At 66.6% G+C, this 17023-nt stretch carries 16 protein-coding genes and 1 pseudogene; 13 read left to right on the top strand and 4 right to left on the bottom strand.

Annotated features, from left to right (window positions below):
* Nucleotides 1-163 precede the first annotated feature (163 nt).
* From QM019_RS02000 to QM019_RS01970, 7 genes and pseudogenes are all read left to right on the top strand, one after another.
* Nucleotides 164-1687 carry a SulP family inorganic anion transporter gene (locus QM019_RS02000; protein WP_282851662.1) on the top strand — a complete coding sequence of 508 codons (1524 nt, stop codon included), beginning with the start codon at nt 164-166 and terminating at the stop codon, nt 1685-1687.
* Nucleotides 1688-1921: 234 nt separating this feature from the next.
* Nucleotides 1922-2890: a thioredoxin-disulfide reductase gene (gene trxB, locus QM019_RS01995; RefSeq protein ID WP_282851661.1), complete on the top strand. Its 969-nt coding sequence runs from the start codon at nt 1922-1924 to the stop codon at nt 2888-2890.
* On the top strand, nt 2887-3213 hold the full coding sequence (gene trxA, locus QM019_RS01990; RefSeq protein ID WP_193128208.1) for a thioredoxin: 327 nt from the start codon (nt 2887-2889) through the stop codon (nt 3211-3213). The genes trxB and trxA overlap by 4 nt, the downstream gene beginning before the upstream one ends.
* Nucleotides 3210-4319, top strand: coding sequence for an ACR3 family arsenite efflux transporter (gene arsB / locus QM019_RS01985; protein ID WP_282851660.1), 1110 nt, complete (start codon nt 3210-3212; stop codon nt 4317-4319). The genes trxA and arsB overlap by 4 nt, the downstream gene beginning before the upstream one ends.
* Nucleotides 4316-5317 (top strand): metalloregulator ArsR/SmtB family transcription factor, encoded by a 1002-nt coding sequence (locus QM019_RS01980; protein ID WP_282828186.1) that lies wholly within the window; start codon nt 4316-4318, stop codon nt 5315-5317. The genes arsB and QM019_RS01980 overlap by 4 nt, the downstream gene beginning before the upstream one ends.
* Before the next feature lie 20 nt (nt 5318-5337).
* Nucleotides 5338-5742 carry an arsenate reductase ArsC gene (locus tag QM019_RS01975; RefSeq protein ID WP_282828184.1) on the top strand — a complete coding sequence of 135 codons (405 nt, stop codon included), beginning with the start codon at nt 5338-5340 and terminating at the stop codon, nt 5740-5742.
* An 83-nt stretch (nt 5743-5825) separates the two neighbouring features.
* Nucleotides 5826-7017, top strand: a pseudogene (locus tag QM019_RS01970) (IS3 family transposase).
* Here the strand turns inward: QM019_RS01970 and QM019_RS01965 are convergent.
* Together QM019_RS01965 and QM019_RS01960 are read right to left on the bottom strand one after the other, a co-directional pair.
* Entirely contained in the window at nt 7014-7250 is a 237-nt protein-coding gene (locus QM019_RS01965) for a hypothetical protein (protein WP_282851659.1), read from the bottom strand. The pseudogene QM019_RS01970 and the gene QM019_RS01965 sit on opposite strands and share 4 nt — an antisense overlap.
* 12 nt (nt 7251-7262) lie before the next feature.
* Entirely contained in the window at nt 7263-7616 is a 354-nt protein-coding gene (locus QM019_RS01960) for an RNA-binding S4 domain-containing protein (RefSeq protein ID WP_193128206.1), read from the bottom strand.
* A gap of 155 nt (nt 7617-7771) precedes the next feature.
* Here QM019_RS01960 and QM019_RS01955 point away from each other — a divergent pair, with 155 nt between their 5' ends.
* The 5 genes from QM019_RS01955 (at nt 7772) to QM019_RS01935 (ending at nt 13363) form a co-directional block, all read left to right on the top strand.
* Nucleotides 7772-8038, top strand: coding sequence for a GlsB/YeaQ/YmgE family stress response membrane protein (locus QM019_RS01955; protein WP_282851658.1), 267 nt, complete (start codon nt 7772-7774; stop codon nt 8036-8038).
* A gap of 109 nt (nt 8039-8147) precedes the next feature.
* Nucleotides 8148-9512, top strand: coding sequence for a hemolysin family protein (locus tag QM019_RS01950; RefSeq protein WP_282851657.1), 1365 nt, complete (start codon nt 8148-8150; stop codon nt 9510-9512).
* A complete protein-coding gene (locus QM019_RS01945; protein ID WP_249385936.1) occupies nt 9509-10549 on the top strand; it encodes a hemolysin family protein in 1041 nt (346 codons plus the stop codon). The genes QM019_RS01950 and QM019_RS01945 overlap by 4 nt, the downstream gene beginning before the upstream one ends.
* Nucleotides 10550-10577: 28 nt before the next feature.
* Nucleotides 10578-11963 carry a lipase maturation factor family protein gene (locus QM019_RS01940; protein ID WP_282851656.1) on the top strand — a complete coding sequence of 462 codons (1386 nt, stop codon included), beginning with the start codon at nt 10578-10580 and terminating at the stop codon, nt 11961-11963.
* Between the two features lie 95 nt (nt 11964-12058).
* Nucleotides 12059-13363, top strand: a complete 1305-nt coding sequence (locus QM019_RS01935) for an amidase (protein ID WP_282851655.1) — start codon at nt 12059-12061, stop codon at nt 13361-13363.
* Nucleotides 13364-13457: 94 nt separating this feature from the next.
* On the opposite strand, the gene QM019_RS01930 is transcribed toward QM019_RS01935, so the two are convergent.
* Nucleotides 13458-14717 carry a hypothetical protein gene (locus tag QM019_RS01930; protein WP_282851654.1) on the bottom strand — a complete coding sequence of 420 codons (1260 nt, stop codon included), beginning with the start codon at nt 14715-14717 and terminating at the stop codon, nt 13458-13460.
* 169 nt (nt 14718-14886) lie between these two features.
* Between QM019_RS01930 and QM019_RS01925 the strand changes: the two genes are divergently transcribed.
* On the top strand, nt 14887-15237 hold the full coding sequence (locus QM019_RS01925) for a hypothetical protein (protein WP_282851653.1): 351 nt from the start codon (nt 14887-14889) through the stop codon (nt 15235-15237).
* A 718-nt stretch (nt 15238-15955) separates the two neighbouring features.
* On the opposite strand, the gene QM019_RS01920 is transcribed toward QM019_RS01925, so the two are convergent.
* Nucleotides 15956-16984 carry an McrC family protein gene (locus QM019_RS01920; RefSeq protein ID WP_282851652.1) on the bottom strand — a complete coding sequence of 343 codons (1029 nt, stop codon included), beginning with the start codon at nt 16982-16984 and terminating at the stop codon, nt 15956-15958.
* Nucleotides 16985-17023: the final 39 nt, after the last annotated feature.

The following is a 17023-nucleotide window of genomic DNA, read 5'->3' as shown; positions in this document are numbered from 1 at the left end:
CACTCACGTTACGTTAGAGTTGACTTTCGTGCCCGCATGTTTCGCAGGCATCTTCCCAACTGCCGGACCCCGAGCGGGGCACTGTCGGGCTGCGCGCAGACGCGCGCTCTCATTCTTTGATGGTGTCACACCTGACCCGCCCCTGACCTTGGAGGCCTGCCTCATGACGACAGCGACCACGACCGCCGATGACCGGAACCGGTACCGGCCCGACCCCTCGGTGCTCACCGCGCTGAAGACCCCGCGCATCCTCACCCGCGAGGTCCTCGCCGGACTCGTCGTCGCTCTCGCGTTGATCCCGGAGGCGATCTCGTTCTCGATCATCGCCGGCGTCGACCCGAAGGTCGGCCTATTTTCCTCGTTTGTCATGGCCGTGACCATCGCGTTCGTCGGCGGCAGGCCTGCGATGATCACCGCCGCGACCGGTGCGATCGCACTGGTCATCGCGCCGGTGGCCCGCGAGTACGGGATGGACTACTTCATCGCGACCGTGCTGCTGGCAGGCGTCCTCCAGATCGTGCTCGCCGTGCGCGGGGTGGCGAAGCTGATGCGGTTCATCCCGCGCAGCGTCATGGTCGGCTTCGTCAACGCCCTCGCGATCCTCATCTTCATGGCGCAGGTGCCCGAGCTGATCGGCGTGCCCTGGATGGTCTACCCGCTCGTCGCCGCCGGGCTGGCCATCATGGTCTTCATGCCGAAGATCACCAAGGTCATCCCCGCACCCCTGGTGTCGATCGCGCTTGTCACCGTCGCGGTCGTGGTCTTCGCGATCAACGTACCCGCGGTCGGCGACAAGGGCGAACTGCCGCGCAGCCTGCCCGAGTTGTTCATCCCCAACGTGCCGCTGACCTGGGAGACGCTGACGATCATTGCCCCGTACGCCCTCGCCATGGCGCTCGTCGGCCTCATGGAGTCACTGATGACCGCGAAGCTTGTCGACGACGTCACCGACACGCACTCGAACAAGACCCGCGAATCCTGGGGACAGGGTGTCGCGAACCTGCTCTCCGGCCTGTTCGGTGGCATGGGCGGCTGCGCGATGATCGGACAGACCATGATCAACGTCAAGGTCTCCGGCGCCCGCACCCGCATCTCGACGTTCCTGGCCGGCATGTTCCTGCTGATCCTCATCGTCGTCCTCGGCGACATCGTCGCCATCATTCCGATGGCGGCCCTGGTCGCGGTGATGATCATGGTGTCCGTCGGCACCTTCGACTGGCACTCCATCAAACCCTCTACGTTGAAGCGGATGCCCAAGAGCGAGACGATCGTCATGGTCATCACCGTCGCCGTCGTCGTCGCCACCCACAACCTCGCCGTCGGCGTCGTCGTCGGCGTATTCGTCGCCTCGGTCATGTTAGTCCGCCGCGTCGCCCACCTCATCGACGTGCGCCGCGAGGTCACCGAACACTTCGGCGAGGCCCGCGCCTACTACACAGTCGAGGGGCAGCTGTTGTTCGCCTCCAGCAACGACCTGACGACGATGTTCGACTACGCCGATGACCCCGAGCGCGTGGTCATCGACCTCACGAAGTCGCACATCTGGGACGCCTCCACCGTCGCCGCGCTCGACGCGATCGAGACCAAGTACGAGCAGCACGGCAAAACCGTCGAGTTCATCGGCATGAACGACTACACGACCGCGTTCCACGCCCGCCTCACCGGCGGCCTCGGCAACGGTCACTGAGCGGACCTGCACCTGCTGCACGGTCCAGGTGCGGCGCGAGTCGCTGCCTGCGCGGGAAGGGCGACGCGCTCCGAGAGCCATTCTGCCGGCTGGCAACTCCCACCTCTCGTCGGCTCCACCCGCAGCCGCAGGTTCGCCGTCGTGATCCTTCCAGCGGATGAACAGGACGTGAACGCTGTCGGCGGTGACGCGGCACCCGTTGCTGACTGATTCGATGTCTGTCAATATAGAAGCATGTCGATTCAAGAGGTAGTGATCGTCGGGTCTGGTCCGGCGGGATACACGGCGGCGATCTACGCCGCCCGTGCGGGGCTGACCCCGGTCGTGGTGGCGGGGTCGGTGACCGCTGGCGGCGCGTTGATGACGACGACGGAGGTGGAGAACTTCCCCGGCTTCATCGACGGCGTGCAGGGGCCGGAGCTGATGGAAGCGATGCGGGCGCAGGCGGAACGGTTCGGCGCCGAGATCTTCTCGGACGACGTGACCCGACTCGACCTCGCCGGCGATCTGAAGGTCATCGAGACCGGCGCCGGTGTCACGTATCGGGCGCGGGCGGTGATCCTGACGATGGGCTCCGCGTACCGCAAGCTCGGCCTCCCCGAAGAGGAGCGCCTGTCAGGCCACGGGGTCTCGTGGTGTGCGACCTGCGACGGGTTCTTCTTCCGCGAGCAGCACATCGTCGTGGTCGGCGGTGGGGATTCCGCGATGGAGGAAGCCCTGTTCTTGACGCGGTTCGCGTCGAAGGTCACGCTCGTGCACCGGCGCGATACGTTCCGGGCCTCTCGGATCATGGCCGAGCGGGTGCGGGCCGATCCGAAGATCGAGATCGCCTGGAACAGTGAGGTCGCCCAGATCCTCGGCGACGACCGGGTGGCCGGGCTGCGGCTGCGCGACACCCTCACCGGCGCCGAACGCACCCTGGACGTGACCGGGGTGTTCGTCGCGATCGGGCACGACCCGCGCTCCGAACTCGTCACCGGGCAGGTCGACACCGACCCGGACGGGTATGTGCGGGTCGCGCATCCATCGACGGCCACGAACGTGCCGGGCGTGTTCGCTGCCGGTGATCTGGTCGATCACACGTACCGGCAGGCGATCACTGCCGCGGGCACCGGCTGCGCCGCAGCCCAGGACGCCCAGCACTATCTCTCCCATCTCGCCCCCGCCGCCCAGCCGGCTCCCGTTCTGGAGGTCTCCGCATGAACACCGTCACCCCCGTCACCGACGCGACCTTCCAGAGCGAGGTGATCGAAGCCGAGCTACCTGTCGTGGTCGATATCTGGGCGGCCTGGTGCGGGCCGTGCAAGGCGATCGCCCCGATCCTCGACCAGCTCGCCGAAGAGTATGCGGGGCAGGTGAAGATCGTGAAGGTCGACGCCGATGCGAATCCGGAGGCCGTGACCGCGGCCGGGGTGACGTCGATCCCGACGCTCGGGTTCTACCGGGCCGGGGAACGGGTCGACGTGCTGATCGGAGCGCACCCGAAGCCCGTGTACGCGGCGAAGATCGAGGAGCTGCTCGCATGACCCAGACGAACACCGCCCCTACCACGGCGACCCCGAAGCGGCTGTCCACGCTGGACAAGTGGCTGCCGGCGTGGATCGGCCTCGCGATGGTCGCGGGCCTCCTCCTGGGACGCTTCGTTCCCGCGCTCTCCGACGCACTGTCCGCGATGGAGGTCGGCGGGATCTCCGTGCCGATCGGGCTGAGCCTGCTGGTGATGATGTACCCGGTGCTCGCGAAAGTGCGTTACGACAAGGTCGCCGCCGTCACCGGCGACAAGCGCCTCCTCGTCTCCTCGCTCGTGCTGAACTGGCTGGTCGGTCCCGCGGTGATGTTCGCCCTCGCCTGGCTGTTCCTCCCGGACCTGCCCGAGTACCGCACGGGGCTGATCATCGTGGGGCTCGCCCGCTGCATCGCGATGGTCGTGATCTGGAACGACCTCGCCTGCGGCGACCGCGAGGCCACCGCCGTGCTCGTCGCGATCAACTCCGTCTTCCAAGTCGTGATGTTCTCCGTGCTCGGCTGGTTCTACCTCACCGTGCTGCCCGGCTGGCTCGGCCTCGACACCCAAGGCCTGGAGATCTCGGTGTGGCAGATCGCATTGAACGTCCTCGTGTTCCTCGGCGTCCCGCTGATCGCCGGGTTCGCATCCCGGTTCATCGGCGAACGCCGCAAGGGCCGCGAATGGTACGAGGAGCAGTTCCTTCCCCGGGTCGGGCCGTGGGCGCTGTACGGGCTGCTGTTCACCATCGTGCTGCTATTCGCGCTGCAGGGCCAGGCGGTCACCCAGAACCCGCTCGACGTGGCCCGGATCGCGCTGCCGCTGCTGGTCTACTTCGGCCTCATGTGGTTCGCCGGGCTCCTGCTCGGCAAGACCCTCGGGCTCGGGTACGCCCGGTCGACGACGCTGGCGTTCACCGCGGCGGGCAACAACTTCGAGCTCGCGATCGCGGTCGCCATCGGCACCTTCGGCGCCGCCTCCGGGCAGGCCCTCGCCGGCGTGGTCGGCCCACTGATCGAGGTGCCCGTTCTCGTCGGCCTCGTCTACGTCTCCCTCTGGGCGGCGAAGGCCTGGTTCCACACCGACCCCTACGCGACGGAAGCCGTCACCGAATCGAGGACGTCATGACCGACACGACCGTCCTCCCGGACGCCGAGGCGTGCGCGCCGTCCTCGACGCACGCGATCGGACAGGATGCCGCCACGACCGTGGCCGGCGCACTCAAATCGCTCGCCGACCCGCTCCGGCTGCGGATGCTGTCCGCGATCGCCACCGACCCGCGCGGCGAGTCGTGCGTGTGCGATCTCGCCGAGCTCGCCGAGGTGTCCCAGCCGACCGTCTCCCACCACTTGAAGGTCCTCAAAGACACCGGGATACTCGCCTCGGAACGGCGCGGCACCTGGGTCTGGTACCGGATCACCCCGGCACGGCAGCGCGCCGTCGCCGCGCTCCTGGACGCGTTCGCACCAGCCGCGGTCTCAGGTGAGCCGGAGCAGCCCGAGGTCCGGGCTGAGGCGCTGCGCGACATGGACGCCCGCGTCACCCGCCTCGCCGAGGAACTCGCGGACGAGCTGACCGGCCTGAACCGGGACCTCGTGATCGCGATCGTCCGGGAGTCCTACGCGGGCCTGGTGCGGTCGGCGAAAGTGACCCGGCACATGATCCCGCTCACCGAACGCTTCGCGAGGCAGCGCCTGGCCGATCTCACCCGGGACCGCGTGGCGGGAATACCGCAGGTGCTGTTCGTGTGCGTGCAGAACGCCGGCCGCTCCCAGCTCGCCGCCGCCCTTCTCAATCAGCTCGCTGGCGGCACCGTCATCGCACGCTCGGCCGGGTCGACCCCGGCGTCGGACGTGCACCCGCATGTGCGCTCTCTGCTGACCGAGATCGAGGGCGAACCGGAGGCGGGGTCGGCGTTCCCGAAGCCGCTCACCGACGACGCCGTCCGAGCCGCCGACGTCGTGATCACGATGGGGTGCGGGGACGTGTGCCCGATCATCCCGGGAGTCCGCTACGAGGACTGGGCCGTGGGCGACCCTGCCCTCGCCTCCCCGGAAGGGGTTGCGGCGATCCGCGACGACATCGAAACCCGCGTCCGCGCACTCCTCACCACCCTCACCGACTGAACGAAAGAAGCGAACCGAACATGACCGATCACAAGCCTTCCGTGCTGTTCGTCTGCGTCCACAACGCCGGCCGCTCCCAGATGGCCGCGGGCTACCTCCGCCACCTCGCCGCCGGCCGGGTCGAGGTGCGCTCGGCCGGTTCCATGCCCGCCGAGCAGATCAACCCCGTCGCGGTCGAGGCCATGCGCGAGGAAGGCATCGACATCACGGCCGAGCAGCCGAAGATCCTCACGACCGAGGCCGTGCAGGACTCCGACGTGGTGATCACGATGGGCTGCGGGGACGCATGCCCGTTCTTCCCCGGCAAGCGGTACGAGGACTGGAAGCTCGACGACCCCGCCGGCCAGGGCATCGACGCCGTGCGCCCGATCCGCGACGACATCAAGCAGCGCATCGAGACGCTGCTTGCGGAACTCCTCGACTGAACGGAGCAACGAACGGGTCTGATGTAGGAACTGGTGACATCAAACATGGCTAGCCGAGAGGGCTGGCCTGGAAGGATGTCATCATGCCCAAGCCGTTCCCCAAGGAGTTCCGCGACGACGTCGTCCGTGTCGCGCAGAACCGCGACCCAGACGTCTCCCTCGCGCAGATCGCGAAGGACTTCGGCGTCCATGTCGGAACTCTCGACAAGTGGATGCGTCAAGCCCGCATCGAAGCCGGCCAACAGCCGGGTGAGACGAAGCAGGATTCCGCCGAGCTGCGCGAGCTCCGTAAGCGCAATCGCCTCCTCGAGCAGGAGGTCGAGGTGCTGCGTCGCGCGACCGCGTATCTGTCCCAGGCTCATCTGCCGGGAAAATGATGTACCCGCTCGTGAGCGAGCTCGCCGCCGACGGAATCCCTGTCGTGGTGTCGTGCCGGGTCTTGAAGCTCGCTCGCCAGCCCTACTACCGCTGGCTACGTGATCCTGTGACAAGCCGGGAGCTCGAGGAGGCGTATCGGGCGAACGCGCTGTTCGCCGCGCACCGCGACGACCCGGAGTTCGGGTATCGGCTCCCCGCCGACGAGGCCCGCGAGGAGGGCCAGGCGATGTCGGATCGGACCGCGTGGCGGATCGCATCATCGAATGGCTGGTGGAGTGTGTTCGGGAAGAAGCGGAGCAAGAACGGCAAGAAGCCTGGCCCCGCCGTTCACGACGATCTCTGCGTCGTCATCGAGGAGCACGGGCGTGAGCGTCACCGGTTCGTGGCGTCCCGGCCGAACCAGCTCTGGCTGACCGATATTACGGAACACAAAACGAACGAAGGTCGGCTCTATCATTGCGCGGTCAAAGACGCCTTCAGCGGTCGGATCGTGGGTTACTCGATCGACTCGAGAATGAAGGCATCACTCGCGGTCCGAGCTGTCCGCAACGCCATCCGGATGCGCGGAAACGTGAACGGCTGTATCGTCCATTCAGATAGAGGATCGCAATTTCGAAGCAGGAAACTGCGCCGCGAACTCGCCGTCCATAACCTCGTCGGTTCGATGGGCAGGGTCGCGTCCTGGGGCGATAACGCGGCGATGGAATCGTTCTTCAGCTTGCTGCAGAAGAACGTCCTGAACCGCCGCTCCTGGACCACACGTGAAGAGTTGCGCATCGCGATCATGACCTGGGTCGAGCGGACCTACCACCGCAGACGCAGGCAGGTCCGCCTGGGCCGTTTGACGCCATCTAGTTCGAGGCCATCATGAACAACGACCTGGCCCTCGCGGCCTAACTAGAACTGTCACCTCTTCCTGCATCAGACCCTTCGATCCAGCGCGCATCCTGCTCTTCGCGCAGCGAAATCGACCCTGCGTCGGCGCCGTCGACGACGATGACCTGCGTATTCTGCGGCCGAAATGCCGCGCGCATCCGCTCGCGCACTCGGTGTTCGCCAAACGCTCCCAGGCGCGCGAGGTCGGCGCGCAGTACCTCGGCCCGTAGCTCAACGAGCCACTCGATGTCCATGGCAGTGCTCGCTTAGTAGCCCCGCAGCCGTTCGATCTCGCGGCGCTCGCGCTTCGTGGGGCGCCCGGCGCCGCGATCGCGCACCGCGATGACGGCCACTGGCTCTCGCTGAGGCGTGCGATCCTCGTAGGCCTCGGCAGCCACCGCCGCACCGACTCGCTTCACGAGCGTGCGGCCCACGACGAGGATGCGATCGAAGCCGTTCTGGCGCACTCGCAGCACATCGCCGGGGCCGACTTTCTGCGCGGCTTTCACACGCTCATCATTCACGCGCACATGGCCCGCGCGGCACGCCGCCGTCGCCGCTGACCGGGTCTTGTAGGCCCGCACGGCCCAGAGCCAACTATCCACGCGCACCTGTTCCATGCGCCCATCCTAAGTTCGACGCGACGGCAAATGCAGGGCGAGGAGTTGGTTGCATCGCGGTTACATTTGCGTGTCGCTGTGATTTTCATGTGATCACGTGGCAATAATCGACACAGCACACGCACCCGTGTGCGAAAAATGAAAGGAGAGCTCTCATGGGCTTTTTCAGTTTCCTACTTCTCGGCCTCATCGCCGGAGCCATCGCAAAACTGATCCTTCCCGGTAAGCAGGGCGGCGGCTGGCTCGTCACGCTGCTGCTCGGCGTCGTCGGCGCCTTCCTCGGCGGCTGGCTCGGCGGCATCCTGTTCAACGCCAACCTCGAGGAGTTCTTCTCGCTGCAAACCTGGGCGCTCGCGATCGGTGGCTCGATCATCGTGCTGCTCATCTACGGCCTGATCGTTGGGCGCGGCGAAAAGAAGTAAGCACGCCGTAACCAAAATGCCCCTAGAATTCGGCCATGGAAGATTCTCCTGGTCATAGTCCTAAGCTCATCCCAGCGCCCAAATATGCGGGCCACGAGCGGGGTGAGCGATGAACTTCGAACTCTGGGGCATTCTTGCCGGCGTCCTTCTGACGTTCGGCACCGGCGTCTTCGTGGCGTCGGAATTCGCCCTCGTTAACCTCGATCGACCTGACCTTGAGCGGCGCCGTGACCGTGGTGAGAAACGTCTCGGCCCCACGATCAGCGCCCTCAAGGTCACGTCAACCCACCTCTCCAGCGCGCAGCTCGGCATTACGCTCACGACGCTGCTTGCTGGCTACACTTTTGAACCCGCGATCTCGTCGCTGCTGCGCGAGCCGCTCGCGGGCTTCGGCCTCAGCGACGCCGCGATCACCGCATCCGGGGCCATCATCGCCATCGTCATCGCGACCCTGTTCTCGATGATCTTCGGCGAACTCGTGCCCAAGAACTTCGCGCTCGCCGTGCCGCTCGCGACGGCGAAGCTCGTCGCACCGCTGCAGATCGCCTTCACCTGGCTCTTCAAGCCGGTCGTGCTGCTGCTCAACGGCACCGCAAACTCGCTGATTCGCGCCATGGGCATCGAACCGAAAGAAGAGCTTTCGGGTGCCCGCAGCGCAGAGGAGCTGAGCTTTCTCATTCGCCGCTCGGCGCTCGAGGGCTCGCTCGACCACGATGATGCAGCGATGCTGCACCGAACCCTCACGTTTTCGGAGCGCACCGCCGACTCGGTGATGACCCCGCGGGTGCGGATGCACACGCTCGCGAACGATGTCACGGCCGCGGATGTGGTGGCCGAGGCCGAGCGCACGGGCCACTCGCGGTTTCCGATCATGGGGCGCGACGCCGACAACATCGTGGGCATCGTCCACGTGAAGAGCGCGTACGGCGTGAACTTCGAGGACCGCGCGACGACCCCCGTGACCGAGATCATGTCGAAGCCACTGCTCGTTCCCGAAAGCGCGGGCGTCGGCTCGCTGCTCGGCACGCTCCGCGGCCGCGGCTACCAGATCGCCGTCGTCGTCGACGAGCACGGCGGCACCGCCGGCATCGTCACGCTCGAGGACCTCGTTGAGGAGCTCGTCGGCGACCTCCACGACGAGCACGATCAGGCGCAGCACCGCATCCACGTCGGCGAGAGCTCGGTGACGCTCGCCGCCTCGCTGCGCCCCGACGAGCTGTGGGAGCTCGCGGCAGTGCGCATCCCCGAGAGCGACGAGTACGAGACGGTCGCGGGCTACGTGCTCGAGAAGCTCGGGCGCATCCCGGCCGTCGGCGACGAGGTCGAGACCCCGCACGGGCGCCTGCGCGTCGAGCGCATGGTCGGCCCGCGCATCGATCGGCTGCGCTACCTGCCGAACGACATCACCAAGGACACCGCGTTCGCTGACACCCGCGAACGCATGATGGAGCAGTTTGAGGAGGGACAGCGATGAGCGAATACCTTCCCGGCCTCATCTGGCTTGTTGTACTGCTGGTGGTGAACGCGTTCTTCGTGGGTGCCGAGTTCGCCGTGATTTCGGCCCGCCGTTCGCAGATCGAGCCGAAGGCGGCCGCAGGCCACCGCGCCGCGAAGACGACCCTGTGGGCGATGGAACACGCCACGCTCATGCTCGCCACGAGCCAGCTCGGCATCACCGTCTGCTCGCTCGTGATTCTCAACGTGTCGGAACCGGCGATTCACCACCTGCTCGAGTACCCGCTCGCGTGGACCGGTCTCTCTGCCGAGGGCGTGACGCTGACCGCGTTCATCGTCGCCCTCGTGCTGGTGACCTTCCTCCACGTCGTGTTTGGCGAGATGGTGCCGAAGAACATCGCGTTCTCGGTGCCCGACCGCGCCGCGCTCATCCTTGCCCCGCCGCTCGTGTTGGTGAGCCGCGTCGTGAGCCCGATCATCCGTTCGCTCAACTGGATCGCCAACGGCATCTTGCGCCTGTTCCGCGTGCAGCCGAAAGACGAAGCCACGAGCGCCTACACGATAGACCAGGTCGCGACGATCGTTGAGGAGTCGCAGCGCGAGGGCACCCTAGTCGACGACTCGGGCACCGTGAGCGCCGCGATCGAGTTCACCGAGAAGCGGGTCGCTGATGTCGAGGTGCCGCTCGGTTCGCTCGTGCTGCTGCCGCACACCGCGACGCCGCGCGACGTACAACGCACGGTCGCCGAGCACGGCTACTCGCGCTATGTGCTGACGGATGAGCAGGGCACGCCGAGCGCGTATGTGCACCTCAAGGACCTGCTCGACCTGAGCACCCCCGAGGTGGTCGACGCGCCGATCCCGGCCGACCGCATCCGACCGCTCGTGACTCTCGACGCGCAGATGGAGCTCGAGGATGCGCTCGCGACGATTCGCGCGCGCGAGACGCACATTGCGCGCGTCGCCGACGCGACCGGCGTGACGACGGGTGCGCTGTTCCTCGAGGACATCGTCGAGGAGCTCATCGGCGAGGTGCAGGACGCGACCCGGCGGTAGGCGGGTGGCTTCGGCATAGTCTGGCGGCATGGACGGGTTCGCGGCCGTCGACTACGGCCTTGCTCGAGAGGTGTTGCAGCGCGGCATCGCGGCGCTGTTCGTGGTGGCTTTCGTGTCGACGCTGCGGCAGTTCCCCGTGCTCCTCGGGGAGCGCGGGCTGCAGCGGCGGCCAAAACAGCCCGTGCGGTTCACAATTTTTCGCTGGCTGCGCTACACCGACCGGCGCCTGCGCATGCTGTGCTCGGGTGGCATTGTCGTCGCGGCGCTGATCGTGGCCGGGCTGCCGCAGCTCGGGCCACCGTGGCTGCCGATGCTCGCGTTTCTATTGCTTTGGGCCGGCTACATGTCGGTGACGAGCCTCGGCGCGGTGTTCTACAGCTTCGGCTGGGAGATGCTGCTGCTCGAACTCGGCTTTCTCGCCGCGTTTCTCGGCTCGCGCTCGCAGGCGCCGTCGATCGTCGTCATCGTGCTGTTCTGGTGGCTGCTGTTCCGGCTCGAATTCGGAGCGGGCATGATCAAGATTCGCGGCGGCCGCGAGTGGCGCGACTTCACCGCGCTCACCTATCACCACGAAACGCAGCCGATGCCCGGGCCGCTGAGTCGGCAGGCGCACCTGCTGCCGCGGTGGTTTCACCGGCTCGAGGTCGCGGGCAACCACTTCGCGCAACTCGTCGTGCCGTGGTTCCTGTTCGTGCCGGGCGTGGTCGGCACCGTCGCCGCGGGCATCGTGGTAGCGACGCAACTCTGGCTCGTGCTCACCGGCAACTTCGCCTGGCTCAACTGGGCAACGATCGTCATCGCGGCGTCGGCCGTGGCGGTGCCCGGCGCCCCGATCGGTTCGGCCGAGCTGCCGGCCTACTGGGTGGTCATCACCTGGGCCATCGGTGCGCTCTACCTCTGGCTGAGCTGGCCCGCGTTCCACAACCTCTTCTTCGCGAAACGGCAGGTGATGAACTGCGCGTTCAACCGGCTGCAGCTCGCGAACGCCTACGGCGCGTTCGGCAGCGTGACGAAGGTACGCGTCGAATACGTCGTCGAGGGCACCCGCGACGCGAACCCGCGCGACGCGACGTGGCACGAGTACGAGTTCTACGGCAAACCCGGCGACGCTCGGCGGCGGCCGCGCCAGTTCGCGCCGTACCACCTGCGGCTCGACTGGCTCATGTGGTTTCTGCCGCTCGGCCGCGGCCTCGACGGCTGGTTCCGCACGTTCCTTGGCAGGCTGCTCGAGGCGGATGCGCCGACGCTGCGGCTCGTGCGGCACGACCCGTTCGCGGGGGAGCGGCCCGCGTGGGTGCGGGTGGTCGCGTACCGCTACCGCTTCGCTACTCGGGCCCAACATCGCGAGACTGGCGCGGTCTGGGTGCGCGACCAGCGGAGGCTGTTGAAGGGCCCGATGCGCCTGCGAAACTGAGGTTTCGCGCCGCTCGCGCTTGTCTCCGCGAACGCAGTCGGAGGCGCGTAGCTAACGCAATGGTCGCCCTCTCGTTCCGGGCTACGCTGGCGGGCGTGGCGAACAATGACGTGCATCCGACCCTGACCCAACTCGCGGCGCAGCTTGCTGCCGGCGAAACGACCTCCGTCGAGCTGACTCGACGGGCGCTCGAGGCGGCCCGCGCATCCGACAATCTCTTCATCACGGTGGACGACGCCGGGGCGCTCCGGGCAGCGGAGGAATCGGATGCGCGTCGCGCCGCGGGGGAGTCGCGCGGGGCGCTCGACGGCATCCCGACCGCGGTGAAGGACGTCATCGACACGGCGGGGCTGCGCACGACGATGGCCTCGGAGTTCTTCCGCGACAACGTGCCCGAGCACGACGCGTTCATCGTCGCGCGGTTGCGTGCGGTGGGCGCCGTGGTCGTCGGCAAGACGAACGCGCAGGAGTTTTCGTACGGCATTCGCGGTGACGTCGGGGCGTTCGGCGTCGTACGGAATCCCTTCGACGCCGAGCGGGTGCCCGGCGGCTCGAGCTCGGGCTCGGCCGCGGCGGTCGCGACTGGCGTCGTGTCATACGCGGTCGGGTCAGACACGGCCGGCTCGATTCGCCTGCCCGCCGCGCTCTGCGGCGTCGTGGGGCTCAAGCCGACGCTCGGCCTCATCGACACCACAGGCGCGTTCCCGCTCTCGGACGCCTTCGACACGCTTGGCTTTTTCGCGACCACGGCCGACGACATCGCTGTCGTGATGGAGGCGACCGGATTCCTTCGCGGTGCGGATGCGCAGGTCGCGAGATTCCTCGCCCTCGAGGATGTACGGGCCAAGGTCGTCGACGCGGCCGCCGGCGTTCCTCACGACCGCGTCGTGGCGCAGTTCGGCGCCGAGGCAGCTCGGCTGCCGCAGCTTGATGGCCACGACATCGACTATGCCGAGCTCTATCGCATCGTGCGCTCGAGGGAAGCATACGACTTGCACGCCGAGCGGGCACGCACGTCGCCCGAGAAGTTCCAGCCCAAGATTCTCGCGAACGTACTCGCTGGGCGCGACGTCACCGATGCTGAGGTCGCGGCCGCCGAGGCAGAGATCGACCGCGTGCGCGAGCTCTTCGAGGCGACCTTCGACGAACGCGAGGTACTCATCAGCCCGAGCTCGCCCATCCTCGCCCCGCGTTTCACCGACCCCGGTCCGAGTCGCGAGCTCGCATCAATGACGAACATCTGGAACGTGCTCGGCTGGCCCGCGATCGCCCTGCCGATGTGGGTCGACGGATGCGCGCTGCCGCAGTCGGTGCAGCTCATCGCGCGGCCCGGTCAGGAAGCTCTGCTGCTGAGTGCCGCCGCGCTCGTCGACAGCGCGAGCCTGCACATCGCCGCCTGATACTCGGCCCGCGCGACCTGCCCGAGCGGCGGGGCGCCGCGATCGCGGCGGCCGACGCGCATTGCGCCGACCGCCACGACAGCAGAGGCTCCCGTTAGAAGGTCACCTTGCTGACATCCGTCGAGTCAAACCTGTGACGTTCTTCGAGGTGGAACGACCGGATTCGGTCGTCGTCATGCGCGCCACGCGCGGCGAGGCCGAGGAGACGTTTCGCGCGGGGCACGCCCTGAGCATCGAGCGCGGCGAGAGCCGATTCGATCGCCCAGCTTGGCTTCGCGTCGGCACGTACCTCGTCACCGATTGCTCGGGGCCACAGCAGCAGCGCGGTGCGGGTCGATACGCTCGCATATCTCCGCGTAGCCGACCGGAGATCTGACCGATCCATCTCGATGACGTGCTGAGGATCGAGGATGCACTCGCGCCGAACCGTGAGGTCGATCACGCCCGGACACTCGGTGTCGTTCCACCAGCTGAGCTGCAGGGTTGTCCTCGCGTCGTCATATTCCTCGACGTCCAGGCGGCCTCCCGCGTACGCCCACTCGAATCCGGCCCGAGCGGCGCCGGAGCAGACCATACGGACGAGCGCCTCGTCTTCTGGACGCATCGCGTGGTCCGCCAACGCCAAGTCGGCGTAATCGTCGCTCAGCAGGAGCGCGACCGGCTCTGTTGCGTCTCGGCCCGCGTTATGGAGGTACCTCGCGACGACTTCGAGCTGGTCGGGCTCGGCCCCGATCGGGTTACTTGATGTCAGCGTGAAACTGAGGTGGATGACATAGCCCGAGGTCACCTCCGAGCTCGTGGGCTCATGCCCGAGCCGAATGGCGTGGGCGTCGTTGCCAAAGCCTCTCCATCCGTAATCCCAGCCGTTCGAACTACCGTGCCGCCTCCGCGACTCCTCGCGCTCAAACTCTCCGCCGCGATGTGTCGAACGGAGCTGCACGAAGACACGAGCAACAGCATCCGTGCGGGCGATTGCGGGCGCGGGCAATGTTATCGGCCCGGTGCCGTGCACGATGAGGCCATCGAAGTGGGCGTCGAGGCGGGTGCCATGTGGCATCCCGAGCTGCATCGGTATGTCGACGAGGGCCTCGGCGAGTTGCTCGTGCCAGTGGTCGGCGAGGTGGACCTGGGCGGGGGAGATGCGCCACGTGTGGCAGTCGGGCGCAGCGGGCTCGGCGATTTCGATGAGTTGTGCGGCGCGAGGCTTGGTGATGCTGTTTTGGAGCCCAGGCTGCCCGGCAATGTCGATGCCGACTCGGTTTGGCTGGAGGGCGAAGCGCGCGACTTGGGGCACAGTGCCCGCGCACAAGTGGGTCAGCAGGGTTTCAAGGTGTTCGACGTGGCTCAAGGTCATGGTCGCATCCTTCCCAGGGCTGCTTTGGTGGGTGCGACGAACAGTAGACCGAGCCTCCGACACAGTTTCTCGCCAGGTGAATCGATCGTTATCGCTTGTGCCTTTTCTGGGCTCCGACCTGGCCGTAGCGTTGCTCGCAGATCGTCTACGCAGCAGGGGGCGCAGAGCTATGACGAAGAACAATTTGGCGCGCATTTTTGCCGTCGGGGCCGTGGCCGCGCACGAGTACTACACCGGACGCTGGTGTGCGGCACCCGACAGCCCGGTCGATTCGGGCTGCATTACTGTCGAGTGGCCGGCGGCGACGTTCGACAACGGTCAGGTGTCGGTGAATCTTGAGTTCATGAACATGGATGACTTCGGTTGTCTCGTGATCTCGCAGGGCGACGCCCCGTTCGGCTCGTTCTGCCCTGCTGGCGTCGAACTTGATCTGCCGAACCCGAGCTTCCTGGGCCGCGACTACCCCGAGGAGGATCGCCTCTGGAACTCACAGACCGGCATCATGTACCTGCGCGACTAGTTCGAGGAGACAGACGCCATGCGGTGCCCCAGCCGCGTACTGGCCGAATGGCTCGTGACGAGAGCAGGCGCTGGCTCACCGTATCCCGCTGGTGGCATGGCTCGATCGAAGGCGTCGCGCTTGCGAGCGTGGTGATCCCGATCGTGCTGATCTTCACCGACGGCGCCGACGCGAACTCTGGTGACACTGGCACTGGAGTGAGCATTTCGGTTCGCCTCGTGCCGTTGTTCAGCTACTCCATCGTCGACAGCAACTTCGTCGTGGCGATCGTATGTTTGCTGCTCGTCGCAGACCCTCTGCGGCAGTGGCGCTGGTGGGATGCGCTCCGGCTCAAGGCGCTGCTCGCCATCACCAACACGGGCATCGCCTACGCCGTCGCGCTCGCGCCGGTCATCCAGCTGACGGGCTGGGCGCAGGCCGCGAACGTCGGCTTTCACTACATCGTGCCGTGGCGATGGTGGCGGGGTGGCTCGTCTTTGGGCCGCGCCCGCGGTTCGGCCGGCGCACGCTCGCCGCGGCGTTCATCCCGCCGATCGTGTGATTCGTTTCCCTTTTCATCCAAGGACCGTTCACGCGCTGGTGCTCGCATCCGTTCCTCGACGTCACGACGATCGGGCTCGGGACGGCGCTGTTCAACGCCGTGCTCGTGCTCGTGGTTGCGGCGGTGCTCAGGCTTATCCATTTGCCCGTCGACGCGAAGGTGCCGAGCATCCTTCCGTCACGGGCGTAGGTGCGACAGCTTAGTCGTGAGTTGTATACCAGCCTCCGGCGCAGACAAATCCACCGACACGACGTGGATGCGGCGGTCGCCGATGATGAGTGTTTCGTCGCGACCGGCATTGCCCGCGTAGACCAGTGCTCCGTCGTTTACGCCGGTCGCCGTTAAGTACGCATTCAGCTGATAGACGTCGTCACGACGAGCGCCCGACGAGGCGAGAATCTTGTACTTCACGTCGCCAATGAACAGCCAACCACCACCGCGGTACACGCCAAGGTCCGGCTGCAACTCGACGCGTCGGCCCTCATCGAGCCAGAGCTGTCGCTTCCAGGAATCGCGCATTGCAACGTTGTCGAGCGACCAGGCTCGGCGCAATCGTGTGCGCACCCACTGTTCGATCACCTGTGGCATGTTGAGCACGAAGCCGGGTATCCCGAGGGCCCCATCGTCCGGCGAGATTGAGCCAGACGCGAGGATGATCCGTGCCAGTCGAATGGCCTGTTCGTACGCCATGTTCTGCCGAGTCCAGACAACCCGCGCTGATGCCTCGAGTGGATCGCGAAGCTGCGCAACGTGACGAATTTCGCGCCACTGACGATGTGCTCCAACGCGCGTGCGGTCGGACACTATGGGAGACGTTCGTACGAGCTGCAGGGCCGATCGCAGGATGCTGTTTTCCAGGTTGTCCTCGTCAAATACGTCTGACTCGACAGCGACGGGAACGGGCGCGACTCGACGCACCGTCTGGGGGATGAGTATCTTGCCTCTTACATATGCGAGGTCCTGGCGGGTACGGCGATATGACCGCAGAAGGCCTCGGCGAAAGGTCTGCTGACATGCGCGTACAAAGAGCGCAGCAACGGCGTCTTCAACGGTGGCAGCGGCGGCGACAGCCTCGTCAGGCTCGAGCCAGCCGTACGGATCCGCGACCTCGCTGAGCAAGTGCAGCAACCGATCGATCGGAATCTTCGGCACCACTGACACGGCGAGGCCATCAATGATGGCGCCGCCGACTCGAGCGCCTGGCACCACCGTGACCAGGCCTCCGGGCGCGGGCGCGATTTCTGC

It is taken from the genome of Gulosibacter sediminis, assembly GCF_030011715.1.
Lineage (GTDB): Bacteria > Actinomycetota > Actinomycetes > Actinomycetales > Microbacteriaceae > Gulosibacter > Gulosibacter sediminis.
This window is presented reverse-complemented; position numbering and strand designations above follow the sequence as displayed.